Below are 12,976 nucleotides of genomic sequence, written 5' to 3'. Positions count from 1 at the left end.
GTCGCCTTCCCTCGGTCGGTCGCATCATTCGCGACGTCGGCCGGTCGAGGGGCGGCGGAATGCATCATCGCCGCCCTTTTACGGAGTGCGGGATCGTGGAGCCATTCACCGAGGCGTCGCGCGCGACGACCTCGTCAGAAACCGACTATTTGAACGAGGCTTTGATCTTTTCGTATCCGGCTCGTGCGCAGGTCTCGTCCAGGTCGGCGCTAGGAGACCCGCTGACGCCGATTGCCCCGACGACCTCCGAGCCGAATTTGATCGTAACCCCACCCCCGCGAAGGACCATGTGATCTGGAACCTGGAAGCTCGAGCCGGGGGAGAGCTTCAACCTCCCCACAGAGCCGCTGTCTTCCTGCCCATACACCGGGGCGAATGATACGGCGCCGTAGGCCTTTCCCCACGACACGTCCGCCGTATGCACTCCCGCGCCGTCACCGCGCAAAACCGCGAGCCGGACCGCGTCCTGATCGACAACGGTCGCGGTTGCTGCGTAACCCTTTTGCGCGCAGGCCGAGACGGCCTCCATGACCGCCTCGTTGGCGGCCTTCGCGGAGATATGATGAACGGTCAGAGGCTCGGCGCGAACCAAAGATGCATCGAGCGTCGCGTCGGCAAATAGCGGGCAGATCGCCGCCCCTCGAATCAGGAGCCGTCTGCGCCAGGAAAAAAAATTCACGGTCGGCCGCATTTGGTTCATCCTTTCGCGCTTGAAAAGCTGTCGCCAGAGAGAACGACTTCGGGCGATGAGCAGATGTTTCGACGATCATGATCTACGGCCGTCGGTCGTGAGGTGCTCGATGTCGAGGCCATGCAGGCCTGTGACGAGGCGGGCGGCGCTCGATCGACTGTCAGCCTCATGCCGGAGCGGACGTTCGATTACTCTTCCGCCAGCGCCGGCCGGGAAAGATCGTGGGCGCAGCCGTCCTCGGGCAGGGCCAGCGGATTGTCGCCTGACAGAATCGGTCGGTTTCGGCCGTCGACGAAAACGACGGCAGGCTTGAAGCTCGGCAATTCATCGCCGGGAACGAGCGCATAACCTATCACGATAATAACGTCGCCAGGAGAGACCATCCGCGCAGCCGCGCCATTGATGCCGATAACTCCAGAGCCGCGCTTCCCCGGGATTACATAAGTCGATAGACGGGCGCCGTTCGCGATGTTTACGACATCGACTTTTTCGTTCGGCAACAGATCGACCATGTCCATCAGATCACGATCGATCGTGATGGAACCGACATAGTTGACATCGGCGTGTGTTACTGTGACGCGATGTAGCTTGGATTTCATCATTTCGCGGTACATGCGAAACATCCTCTAACCGTTGTATATATCTAATTTGAACATATTCATATCGTGAGCTTATTTCTCCCATCGAGGTCTGAGATCGCGCGCGTGCGCCATCAGATGACCGTCATCTTCTCTCCGACGCCGTGGCGAAATGCGGAGCGACGGCGCGGGTCTCCGTCACATAGGCTCGTCCAGCAGCTCGACTGCGCCCGGCGCAGGCGGAATTTCAGATTGGCTCAGGATCATACGCCCGAACGCCCGGGCGGCCGCGCTCTTCTCGCCGACGCTCCAGACGAGCGTGAAATCGGCTCGCGGCAGGCGCGGCAGGCCGTAAGAGCCATCGACCACTTTCATGCGCGGCTGGATATCCCCGCGCGTCACCACAGTGATGGCGAGACCAGCGAGCACTGCGGCGCGAATCCCCTGCTGGCTCGCCGAAGTATAAGCGATATGCCACTCGATGGGCGTGTCCTCCAAGGCCCGGATGCCCACCTGCCGGTTGACGCAAGGGGACGGCGCGAAAGCGATAGGGATCGAGGCGCCGCGCCGAATTGTGAAGGTGTCCGTCGCTGCCCATACGAACTCGGTCCGCCAAATCACCGCCTCGGCGCCATCGCCGCCGAGAGTCTCGTGACCCGGAATGGTCATCGCCACCGCGAGGTCGAGCTGCTTGCCCTTGACCATCGCTTGCAGGTCCAGATAGGTGCTCACGTTCACGTCGAGCCGCACTTCGGGAAAAGCGCGGGCGAACTGAGCGAGAAGCGGGGATAGTCGCTCGCTCATGAAGTTCTCGGGCACGCCGAAACGGACGACTCCGGAGATCGGCGACGGACGGAACCTCAGCGCCAAAGCATCGAGCCGTTCGAGAATGTCTTTGGCGTGGCCCAGAAAATCGCCGCCGTCCTCCGTCAGGACCAGGCTACGCGTCGTCCGCAACAGCAGCGGCCGACCGATCTGATCCTCGAGCTTTCTAATTTGATGACTGACCGCGGATTGCGTCAGGTGGAGCCTTTGCGCGGCGCGCGTGAAGCTGCCCGCCTCGCTGACGGCGACGAAGGCTCGCAGAACCGTAGGATCGAAGTCGACGGCCATCAATCCATTACCGCTGTTCATGAGTTCGCGAAATTATATCATTTTCATCATACGCCCCCTTTGTGCCAATCTCAATAGGCGCAAACCCGTCTATTTAACACTTTGGGTTGTGTATTTTCGAACGCTCCCGATCGACGAGCGCCTCGCCCATCGGAACCAAGCGCGGAAGGAAAATGTAATGGCCTTCTTCCTCCCGGGAAAGAATGGGATCGCTCTCGCCGCCGTCTGTCTGGCGGCCCTGATGTTCGGCCTGGAGATATCCAGCGTCCCGGTAATCCTGCCGATCCTCGAGACGGCTCTCGTCGGCGACTTCAGGGATATGCAGTGGATCATGAACGCCTATACGATCGCCTGCACCTCGGTGCTGATGGCCGCAGGAACATTGGCCGACCGTTACGGTCGCAAACGCGTCTTCGTGCTTTCGCTGATCTTATTCGGCGCGACGTCCCTCGTATGCGGACTCGCGCAGAGCGTTCCGCTCCTGATCGCCGGTCGGTTTCTTCAGGGAATCGGCGGTGGCGCAATGTTGATCTGCCTCATTGCGATTCTCTCGCATCAGTTCAGTGAAGGGAAAGAAAGAAGCAGAGCCTTTGGCGTCTGGGGCATCATATTCGGCGTCGGTCTCGGCTTCGGGCCCATCATCGGCGGCGGCATTGTCGCCCTTGTTGGTTGGCAATGGGTGTTTCTGATCCACGCGCCGCTCACGCTCGTGACCCTGCTGCTGGTTTTCCGCAGCGTCGAGGAGTCCAGGGATCCGCAGGCGAAGACGCTCGATTCGATCGGCGTCGTCACGCTGCCCTTGGCCGTGCTCGGACTGGTCTTCTTCATCACGCAGGGCTCCGAGCTCGGCTTCGGAAGCAGCGCGGCGCTCGGCATTCTCGGAGCGGCGACGGTGAGCCTCATCGTCTTCTTCGTCGCAGAGATTCGGAATCCGCATCCGATGTTCGATTTCTCCGTTTTCCGGATCCGGAACTTCTCCGGCGCCTTGTTCGGCTCCGTCGGCATGAACTTCAGCTTCTGGCCGTTCATGATCTACCTGCCCATATATTTTCAGAATGTGCTCGGCTATGACGCTGTCGCGGCGGGCCTCGCGCTTCTCGCCTATACGCTTCCCACGCTTCTCCTCCCTCCGGTGGCCGAGCGCCTTTCGCTTCGCTACCAGCCCCGCATCGTCATTCCGGCCGGACTGTTCGTCATCGGTTCTGGCTTCATCCTGATGAAGCTCGGCAGCAGCGCCGTGGAAGCCAGCTGGCTGACCATGCTGCCCGGCAGCCTGGTGGCGGGCATCGGACTGGGGCTGACCAACACGCCGGTGACCAACACCACCACGGGCTCGGTTCCGAGCGCCCGCGCGGGCATGGCCTCCGGCATCGACATGAGCGCCAGGCTCATCACGCTCGCCATCAACATCGCCGTGATGGGTCTCGTCTTGCAGGACGGCATTCTGTCGCATTTGCACGATCTGCTTCCCGACAGCGACCCGCAGACATTGCGCACGCTCGCGTCGAAGCTCGCCGCTGGCGGCGTCGCTCTCGCCGAGACGGTGGCGCCGGCGGACGCTCTTCGTGGGGCGCTCGAACACGGCTTCGGCCTCGTCATGCTCTATGGCGGTCTCGGCATCTGGATTTTCGCCGCTTTCAGCGCCGTGACATTCGGACGAGGCCGCGCGGCCAGCCGCCGCGGAACGCCTATCGAGACGAGCCCCTCCGTCGACAACCGTAGCAACTGAAGGCGCGCATCGAGGCGCGCCGACGGTGAGCCCCGGAGTGCGCGCCCGATTTCGGCTGCGCGGATGCGCGACGCAAATCGATCGGGAAACGCGATGAAGCTTCACGCCTACGGCCGTTCCTCGGCGTCGTTCCGTGTCCGAATTGCTCTCAACCTGAAAGGCTTGAGCTACGAGACGGTGTCGCACGACCTGACGCGGGACGAACAACGCGACTCGCACTATCTCTCCGTCAACCCCCAGGGCCTGCTGCCCGCGCTGGAGGACGACGGCGCAGTCCTCACTCAGTCGCTCGCCATCATCGAATATATCGATGCGAAGAAGCCCGAGCCGCCGCTCCTGCCGAGAGAGCAATTGGCGCGCGCCAGGGTCAGGGCGCTGGCTCAGCTCATCGCCGCCGACACGCATCCGCTCGTCACGAAGCGAGTCGCCCAGCGCTTGCGAGACGATTGCGGCCAGGACGAGCAGGCCGTTCAGAGGTGGCGTCTCCACTGGTTGCATGTGAGCTTCCGAGCTTTCGAGACACATCTCGCCACTTCTGCCGAAGATGGCCGATTTTGTCACGGAGGCAGTCCCACCATCGCAGACATCGCGCTCGTTCCGCAGGCTGTCGTCGCAGAACAGCTCGGCATTTCATTGAACGCCTATCCGTTGATCTCGCGGATCGTGGAGGGCTGCCTGCAATTGCCGGCGTTCCAGGATGCGCATCCCGACAACCTCGGCCGAGGCGAGGCGTAATCGAATGGCAATGTCTGCCAATGTCGACGAGAAGCAACCCGAAGGAGCTGCGCGGCGACGCGCGCAGCGAATTGGAAGCGCCCCGCCGCGCCGAATGAGCCGGCTCGTCGTTTTCTTGCTACTTCTGGCGGCGGGCGGCGCCCTCGCGCTCTACTTGGGGCCGCCGCGGGCCCAGGCTCCGGCCGCGACCGATGCGACAGCCCCGACCGTGACGGTCAGCACTCCGCAACGACGGCGATTGGCGCCCTGGACGGATTTCCTCGGCCAGTTTTCAGCGGTTGACCGGGTCGAGATCCGCGCGCAGGTCGGCGGCTATTTGACGGAGATCCACTTCAGCGATGGGCAGCTCGTCGAGAAGGGGGATCTGCTTTTCGTCATCGATGCGCGGCCCTATGATATCCAACTGCAGCAAGCGAACGCGCAACGTCGCATCGCGCTCGCGCAGCTCGAGCTCGCGAAAAAGGAGCTGGAGCGCAGCTCTGCGCTGAGTGAGCGCAATTACGTGTCGAGGGAAACCCATGATCAGCGGGTGCAGCAAAAGCAAGCGGCGGAAGCCGCGCTTCAGCAAGCCGAGGCGGCCGTCCATTCTGGCGAGTTGAACCTCGAATGGACTCGTATCCGGTCTCCGATCTCGGGCCGTGTCAGCACGCGGCGTGTTTCTCCCGGCAATCTCGTTGTTGGCGGGCAATCGGGCGGTGCGACGACCCTCCTCACGACGGTCGTGTCGCTCGATCCGATCTATCTCGATTTCGATATGAGCGAGTCCGACTACGTCGCGTATCAGCGTCATCTCCACTCCGATTCGAGACCCGACCGACTCGCTCGAATTGCGCTCAGCGACGAGGAGGAATGGACACGCAGAGGACGGCTCGACTTCCTCGACAACGAGCTCGATCGAGCGAGCGGCGTCATCCATGCCCGAGTCAGCGTGCCGAACGCAGATTCCTTCATCGCTCCGGGCCAGTTCGCGCGCTTGCGCGTGCCAATCGCCGCGGAAACCGATACGTTGCTCGTGCCGGAGGTGGCGTTGAGCGCCGACCAATCGCACACTCTTCTCATGACTGTTTCCGCCGAAGGAACGGTCGTGCCGAAGGATGTCGAGGTCGGCGCGTCCATCGAGGGTATGCGGGTCGTCAAGCGAGGGATCGGACCAGCGGATCGCGTGATCATCAACGGGCTGATTTTCGCGCGCCCGGGCGCCAAAGTGACGGCGCAGTCCGGCCGGATGGCCGAGGCCGTCGGGCGGAACTGAAACCATGCGCTTCCCGCATGTTTTCATAGAACGGCCCATCCTGGCGATCGTCGTCAGCTTGTTCATCACGATTCTCGGCTCGATCGCCTACGCAGAGCTGCCGATCGCACAATATCCTGAAATCGCGCCTCCGACGATCCAGGTCACGGCGACCTATCCAGGAGCGTCCGCCGAGGTCATCAGCAAGACGGTGGCGACGCCGCTCGAGCAGCAGATCAACGGCGTCGAAAACATGCTCTATTTATCGAGCCAATCGACGGGCGACGGCAATCTCGTCATCACCGTCACCTTCCGCCTAGGCGCGGATCTCGACAAAGCCCAGGTGCTGACGCAAAACCGCGTCGCCATCGCGCTTCCCCGTCTTCCGCTCGTCGTGCAGCGGCTCGGCGTCGCCGTGAAGAAGAGTTCGCCCAATCTGATGATGGCGATCTCTCTTCTGTCTCCGGATGGGTCTCGCGACCAGCTCTACATGGCGAGCTATGCGACTTTGAATCTGAGGGATGCGCTGTCGCGGCTCGATGGCGTCGGCGATGCAGTCGTGTTCGGAAACCATGACTATGCCATGCGCGTGTGGATCGATCCCGACAAGGCGGCGGCGCGCAATCTGACGGCGGGAGAGATCGTCGCCGCCTTGCAGGCGCAGAACACGCAGGTCTCGGCAGGCGTCCTGAACCAGCCGCCGGTGCCTTCACCCGGAGCCTTTCAGCTCAACATCAAGACCCTCGGGCGCCTGACGGAGCCAATGCAATTCGCCGACATATTGGTCAAATCCGATTCTCTGGGTCGGGTGACGCGATTGCGGGACGTCGGCCGGGTCGAGATCGGCGACCAGAATTTCGGCGCGAACGGCTGGCTCGACGGACGCAGCGACGTTCTAATTTTGATTTATCTCCAGCCCGGCGGCAATGCGCTCGCAATGGCGGAACGCGTGAAGACCACGATGCGAGAATTGGCGCGGCAGTTTCCGGCTGGCCTCAGCTATCGCATTTCCTACGATTTGACGACATTCATCGCGCAGTCTGTTCGCGAGTCGATGCGCACCGTTCCCGAGGCGATCGTCATCGTGGTGGTCGTCGTCGTCCTTTTCCTGCAGACATGGCGCGCCTCGATCGTGCCGATCATCGCCGTCCCTATCTCGCTCGTCGGCGGATGTATCGCGCTGTCGGCGTTCGGGATGACGCTCAACAATCTCTCGCTGTTCGGAATCGTTCTGGCCGTCGGCATCGTCGTCGACGACGCGATCGTCGTGGTGGAGAATGTCGAGCGCAATCTGCATGACGGACTGTCCCCGCGCGAGGCTGCCCATCGCACCATGGACGAGATTGGCGGAGCGCTCGTCGCTATCGCCTTGACGCTCTGCGCGGTCTTCGCGCCCTCCGCTTTCATCTCCGGAATATCCGGCCAGTTTTTTCGGCAATTCGCAGTCACCATCGCCGCCTCGACTCTGATCTCCGCCTTCGTGTCTCTGACTCTGTGTCCCGCGCTTTGCGCTCTCCTCTTTCGACCGGCCAAACGCGACGAGGGAAGACCCGCGTGGTTCGAACCTATCGCTGTGTTCTTCGAAGTCTTCAACGCGCTCTTCGAGTGGCTGTCTCGAGCCTATGGCCGCATCGTCCGCCGACTTCTGCAGGCGGCGCCGGTCCTGCTGGCCGCATATACAGGGCTGATCGCTCTGACGGCCTTTCAACTCTCCCGTGCGCCCACCGGCTTCATTCCTGATCAGGATCTCGGCTACTTCATCGGAGTCGTCACATTGCCGTCGGGCGCTTCGGTCGGTCGAACCGACGCGGTCATCCGTGAGGCCGCCTCTCGGCTCGAGCATGTTTCCGGCGTCGCGAATACGAACGCTTTCGCGGGCTTCGACGCCGCCACATTCACCAACGCCTCGAACACCGGCACGATCTTCGTGAACATGACCTCCTTCGAGGAACGCGCTCGAAGCGGAGAGACCGCCGCGCTGATGCTCGACAGGATCGGCAACGCGCTCGCGGGCATTCAAGAGGCTTCGATTATTCTGATCTCGCCGGCGCCCGTGCCCGGCCTCGGGACAGCGGGCGGTTTCCGGATGATGCTGGAGGATCGCAAAGGCCTCGGACCCCGCGCCCTCGAAACCGCGGCGCAGGATCTCGTCGCTCACGCCATGCGTCAGCCTGGTCTGACGCAGCTGTTCACGTCGTTCACGACCAGCACGCCGAGTATCGACGCTGACGTCGATCGCGAGCGGGCGCAAAAGCTGGGCGTCGCGCCCGAGCTCGTTTTCGAAGCGATGCAGATCTATCTCGGTTCCGCTTACATCAACGACTTCAACTATCTCGGCCGCACCTATCAGGTCATGGCGCAGGCCGACGGACGTTTCCGGAAAACGATGGACGACATTTCGCGTCTCAAGACGCGCAACGCCTCTGGCGACATGGTCCCGCTCGGCGCGTTGGTGAAGTTGAGACGGACATCCGAGCCCTACCGAGTGCCGCGCTACAATCTTTATCCCGCAGCCGAGATCCAGGGAGGAATAGCGCCAGGATTCGCATCGAGCTACGGCTTGGAGGCAATGGAGCGACTCGCGGCCGAGCGCTTGCCCCCGGGGATCGGCTTCGAGTGGACAGATCTTTCCTATCAACAGAAGACAGCGGGCAATACGACCCTCCCGATTTTTGGAGCGGCTATCCTGCTCGTGTTCCTCGTGCTAGCGGCGCAATATGAGAGCTGGCGCCTGCCGCTCGCCGTTGTTCTGATCGTGCCGATGTGCTTGCTCGCGGCGGTGACCGGCCTTCTCCTTCGGTCGATGAATGTGGACATATTGGCGCAGATCGGATTCACCGTACTCGTCGGGCTCGCCGCCAAGAACGCTATTTTGATCGTCGAGTTTGCGCGACGGGCGGAGGAACAGGGAGCGACCAGCGCCGAGGCGGTCGTGCAGGCGGCGCGCCTGCGTTTGCGGCCCATATTGATGACCTCCATGGCGTTCATCCTCGGCGTCGTGCCTCTCCTCGTCGCTGCTGGCGCAGGCGCGGAGATGCGACAAACTCTAGGCACGACCGTCTTCTTCGGCATGCTGGGCGTGACGTTCTTCGGTCTGGTCTTCACGCCCGTGTTCTACGTGACGGCGCAGCGGCTGTTCATAGGGCGGCGGCGGCGCCCTCCTGTCGACATATGAATCGCGCCTAGGGCCGCTGGTCCGAGCTACCGCCGATCCGGCCTTGTCCAGTTTTCTATTTTCCCCCATGCGCCAAATGAAAGGCGAAGAAGAGGCATATTGCTTTGCGCCAGGTGAGGGAAAAATTTTCCAAATATGATACATTTATGAATATACAGCCGTCACTTATGAGCATTTCTGATAAGGCGGCAAAATTATATCATTTAGTGGATTGCTAATTTCTATGCTAGTTAAAAATCAATATCTTCCATGGCTGATGAATTGATGTTTCGCAAGAAACAGAATTCAAAAATATTTCTCGAAAGTCTAGTTCAGTCACCAAAATGGAGGCCAATATGTGCGGAATCGCAGGTTGGGTCGCTTACGACCAAAACTTGGCGGAACAGCGCCATATCCTGCAGAGTATGACAGACACCATGGCGCTGCGAGGTCCCGACGCCGAAGGCGTCTGGATCGACGGGCCTGTCGGACTGGGACACAGACGTCTCGCGATCATTGATCTGGAAGGTGGTCGCCAGCCTATGGCGGCGCAGAACAACGCAGGCGCCGCCGCCGTCATCTCCTATACCGGCGAGGTCTACAACTTCGTGGAATTGCGTGACGAGCTGCGTTCGCGAGGGCATGTCTTCGAGACTCGCAGCGACACGGAGGTCGTCCTCCGCGCCTATCTGGAATGGGGCGAGCAGTTCGCAGAGAGGCTGAACGGCATGTACGCCTTCGCCATCTGGGACGTGGCCGCCCAAAAGCTCCTGCTCGTTCGGGACCGGATGGGCGTGAAGCCGCTCTTCTACTCGCAGACGAGCGAAGGCGTCTTGTTCGGCTCGGAGCCGAAGGCGATCCTCGCACATCCTGACGCCGGACGGAAGGTCACTGCGGACGGATTGCGCGAGATCCTCGACATGGTGAAGACGCCGGGCCGTGCGATATTCGCCGGCATGAATGAAGTTCTCCCCGGAGAGCTCATCATCGTCAGTCGGGCCGGACTGAAGAAAAGGCGGTATTGGCGGCTGGAGGCGCGTCCACACGAGCATAACCTCGAACGTACGATCCGCTACACGCGCGACTTGCTCGAAGACATCGTCGAGAAACAGATCGTGGCCGACGTGCCACTGTGCAGCCTGCTGTCGGGCGGGCTCGACTCCTCGATCATCACGGCGCTGGCGTCGAAGCATCTTCTGGAGCAGGGAAAGGAGAACATCCGCTCGTTTTCCCTCGACTTCGAGGATCATGGATCGGAGTTCGTCGAGAACGCCTTCAATCTCGGATCGGACACGCCTTTCGTGCGCGCCCTGGTCGATCGGATTCGCTCCCGCCACGACGAGATCATGCTCGACAGCCGCACGATGGCGGATCCCGTTTTACGAACGGCGATCGTGCGGAGCCTCGATCAGCCTCCGTCTTTTTGGGGAGATATGTGGCCGTCTCTCTATCGGCTGTTCGAAGCGGTGCGCCGGCAGTCTACAGTGGCCCTGTCCGGCGAGGCGGCAGATGAAATCTTCGGTGGCTATCGGTGGTTCCACGACCCGGACTCTCTGAAAGAGAACACCTTCGGTTGGCTGACATCCGTGACCGGCAAGTTCTTCGACGGCAGCGCGCTGCTCGACCGCGGGCTCGTGGAGCGGTTGGACCTGCCGGGCTTCCGTCGAGACAGCTATGCTCAGGCGTTGGCGGAAACTCCGGTCCTACCGGGCGAGAGTCCGGTGAACCGCCGCATGCGGCAGGAGGTCTATGTTCATGCGACCCGCTGCATGCAGATCATGCTGGACCGGAAGGACCGCATGAGCATGGCGGTCGGCCTCGAGGTTCGCGTGCCGTTCTGCGATCATCGCCTGGTCGATTACGCTTTCAATATTCCCTGGGAGATGAAGACTTTCGATGGCCGCGAGAAGAGCATATTGCGCGCCGCCGCGAGCGACATTCTCCCGAATGTGATTCTCGACCGCGTGAAGAATCCTTATCCCGCGACGCAGGATCCTGCCTACGAACAGGCGCTGCGCGCCACGCTGGCCGATATCGTCTCCGACGGGTCCGCGCCGGTCAGACCTCTGCTCGATCTGCGACGCGTTCATGAGGTTCTGCGACGGCCGGTCGGCGTATCCTCGCCGCGCCAGGATCGAATCGCGATCGAGCTGGCCATCGGCCTCAATCTCTGGATGTCGGACTATCGCGTCGATCTCGACATCTGAGCACCAGATGAAGTCGCGTCTCGGCGCGCCGCTCCCGGCTGCGTGTCGACCCGCCTTCTCTGTGAATCTGCAACTGCAGGCGCCGTCCGATCGTGCGTGGATCATCACTGCGCCGACGTCTGGGAGATCGAGCCTATGATTGACGCTGGCCATCCGAAGTTCAAACCTTTTACGTCGCAGACAATGAAGAATGCGCCACAATGGTCGCTCCTCGACGCCGAGCATCGCGAGGCGATCGAAATCGTATCCAGGGTGCTGCCATTCCGAGTGAATTCTCACGTCCTCGACGGGCTGATCGACTGGAGTGATGTCCCTGACGATCCGATCTACCGATTGACTTTTCCTCATCGCAGCATGCTGCGCGTCGAGGAATATGCCGCTCTGCGCGGCCTGATCCGGGCCGGCGCGCGGGAGAATGAAATCGAAGCGATCGTGCGCCGCATCCGAATGCGCATGAATCCGCATCCCGCCGGACAGACGACCGACAATGTCCCGGAGCTGAACGGGGCGCCACTGCATGGCCTCCAGCACAAATACCGCGAAACCGTCCTCTTCTTCCCGAGCGCCGGGCAATCCTGCCACGCCTATTGCACCTTCTGCTTCCGATGGCCGCAATTCGTCGGCATGGACGAGTTGAAGTTCGACGCCCGAACGTCCGACGGACTGGTCGCGTATCTCAGGCAGAATCCTTCGATCACCGATGTGCTGATCACTGGCGGCGATCCGTTGGTCATGAGCGCTCGCGTGCTCGCCAAATATATCGAGCCGCTTCTTGCGCCCGATCTCGAACATGTCCAAAATATCCGCATTGGAACGAAGTCCGTCGCTTATTGGCCACAGCGCTTCGTCACGGATCCAGACGCGGACGAGCTGCTTCGCCTGTTCGAGAAGGTGGTCGCTTCTGGACGCAACCTCGCATTGATGGGGCATTACAACCATCCACGCGAGATCCAACATCCGATCGCTCAACAAGCGGTGCGTCGCATCATCAGCGCCGGCGCGAGCTTGCGAATTCAGGCGCCGCTGATCCGGCATGTGAACGAAGATCCGGCAGATTGGGCCGAGCTCTGGACGACTGCGGTCCGTCTCGGTGCGGTGCCATACTACATGTTCGTGGAGCGCGACACCGGCCCGCGCGAGTATTTCAGGCTTCCGTTGGCGCGAGCCTATGAGATTTTTCGCGCCGCCTACCGCGCGGTCTCCGGCCTGGCGCGGACCGTGCGCGGACCCTCGATGAGCGCCCATCCCGGCAAAGTCGTCGTGGACGGGGTCGTCGAGTTGCACGGGGAGAAGGTATTCGCGCTGCAATTTCTGCAGGCGCGAAACCCGGATTTCGTTCGCCGCCCCTTCTACGCGAAATTTGATCCCGATGCGACCTGGCTCGACGAGCTGGTTCCGGCATTCGGAGAAAACCGGTTCTTCTTCGAACGAGACGCGAGGCGTTCGCCCGTTCTCGATTCCCCTCTGCTCGCGCGCTCGCGACTCCCCGTCGCCTGGATGGACGCCTGAGGCGCCGACACGCGGCGGCCGGTGCTGGC

Annotated in this window: 9 protein-coding genes; 6 read left to right on the top strand and 3 right to left on the bottom strand. The window is 61.6% G+C overall.

Annotated features, from left to right (window positions below; genetic code table 11):
* Positions 1-145: 145 nt before the first annotated feature.
* The 3 genes from IY145_RS11350 to IY145_RS11340 all read right to left on the bottom strand — a co-directional run bounded on the left by IY145_RS11350 (position 146) and on the right by IY145_RS11340 (position 2,403).
* Positions 146-691 carry a heme-binding protein gene (locus IY145_RS11350; RefSeq protein ID WP_196408313.1) on the bottom strand — a complete coding sequence of 182 codons (546 nt, stop codon included), beginning with the start codon at positions 689-691 and terminating at the stop codon, positions 146-148.
* Positions 692-879: 188 nt separating this feature from the next.
* Positions 880-1,305, bottom strand: a complete 426-nt coding sequence (gene panD / locus IY145_RS11345) for an aspartate 1-decarboxylase (protein WP_196408312.1) — start codon at positions 1,303-1,305, stop codon at positions 880-882.
* Positions 1,306-1,467: 162 nt separating this feature from the next.
* Positions 1,468-2,403: a LysR family transcriptional regulator gene (locus IY145_RS11340; RefSeq protein ID WP_246721973.1), complete on the bottom strand. Its 936-nt coding sequence runs from the start codon at positions 2,401-2,403 to the stop codon at positions 1,468-1,470.
* A gap of 157 nt (positions 2,404-2,560) precedes the next feature.
* On the opposite strand from IY145_RS11340, the gene IY145_RS11335 reads away from it, so the two are divergent.
* From IY145_RS11335 to IY145_RS11310, 6 genes are all read left to right on the top strand, one after another.
* Complete coding sequence (locus tag IY145_RS11335; RefSeq protein ID WP_196408311.1) at positions 2,561-4,111, top strand: MFS transporter; 1,551 nt, start codon at positions 2,561-2,563, stop codon at positions 4,109-4,111.
* Positions 4,112-4,204: 93 nt separating this feature from the next.
* Positions 4,205-4,846: a maleylacetoacetate isomerase gene (gene maiA / locus IY145_RS11330; protein ID WP_196408310.1), complete on the top strand. Its 642-nt coding sequence runs from the start codon at positions 4,205-4,207 to the stop codon at positions 4,844-4,846.
* Positions 4,809-6,098 (top strand): efflux RND transporter periplasmic adaptor subunit, encoded by a 1,290-nt coding sequence (locus IY145_RS11325; protein ID WP_246721972.1) that lies wholly within the window; start codon positions 4,809-4,811, stop codon positions 6,096-6,098. The genes maiA and IY145_RS11325 overlap by 38 nt, the downstream gene beginning before the upstream one ends.
* A 4-nt stretch (positions 6,099-6,102) precedes the next feature.
* On the top strand, positions 6,103-9,252 hold the full coding sequence (locus tag IY145_RS11320) for an efflux RND transporter permease subunit (protein WP_196408309.1): 3,150 nt from the start codon (positions 6,103-6,105) through the stop codon (positions 9,250-9,252).
* A 335-nt stretch (positions 9,253-9,587) separates the two neighbouring features.
* Complete coding sequence (gene asnB, locus IY145_RS11315; RefSeq protein ID WP_196408308.1) at positions 9,588-11,438, top strand: asparagine synthase (glutamine-hydrolyzing); 1,851 nt, start codon at positions 9,588-9,590, stop codon at positions 11,436-11,438.
* A gap of 135 nt (positions 11,439-11,573) precedes the next feature.
* Positions 11,574-12,947 (top strand): KamA family radical SAM protein, encoded by a 1,374-nt coding sequence (locus IY145_RS11310; RefSeq protein ID WP_210332656.1) that lies wholly within the window; start codon positions 11,574-11,576, stop codon positions 12,945-12,947.
* Positions 12,948-12,976 lie beyond the last annotated feature (29 nt).

This window comes from Methylosinus sp. H3A (assembly GCF_015709455.1).
Classification (GTDB): Bacteria; Pseudomonadota; Alphaproteobacteria; order Rhizobiales; family Beijerinckiaceae; genus Methylosinus.
This window is presented reverse-complemented; position numbering and strand designations above follow the sequence as displayed.

Excerpts from the sequence above, each read along its gene's own strand:
- IY145_RS11350 (WP_196408313.1), bottom strand. The coding sequence starts at position 691 with ATGCGGCCGACCGTGAATTTTTTTTCCTGGCGCAGACGGCTCCTGATT.
- panD (WP_196408312.1), bottom strand. The coding sequence starts at position 1,305 with ATGTACCGCGAAATGATGAAATCCAAGCTACATCGCGTCACAGTAACA.
- IY145_RS11340 (WP_246721973.1), bottom strand. The coding sequence starts at position 2,403 with ATGAACAGCGGTAATGGATTGATGGCCGTCGACTTCGATCCTACGGTT.
- IY145_RS11335 (WP_196408311.1), top strand. The coding sequence starts at position 2,561 with ATGGCCTTCTTCCTCCCGGGAAAGAATGGGATCGCTCTCGCCGCCGTC.
- maiA (WP_196408310.1), top strand. The coding sequence starts at position 4,205 with ATGAAGCTTCACGCCTACGGCCGTTCCTCGGCGTCGTTCCGTGTCCGA.
- IY145_RS11325 (WP_246721972.1), top strand. The coding sequence starts at position 4,809 with ATGCGCATCCCGACAACCTCGGCCGAGGCGAGGCGTAATCGAATGGCA.
- IY145_RS11320 (WP_196408309.1), top strand. The coding sequence starts at position 6,103 with ATGCGCTTCCCGCATGTTTTCATAGAACGGCCCATCCTGGCGATCGTC.
- asnB (WP_196408308.1), top strand. The coding sequence starts at position 9,588 with ATGTGCGGAATCGCAGGTTGGGTCGCTTACGACCAAAACTTGGCGGAA.
- IY145_RS11310 (WP_210332656.1), top strand. The coding sequence starts at position 11,574 with ATGATTGACGCTGGCCATCCGAAGTTCAAACCTTTTACGTCGCAGACA.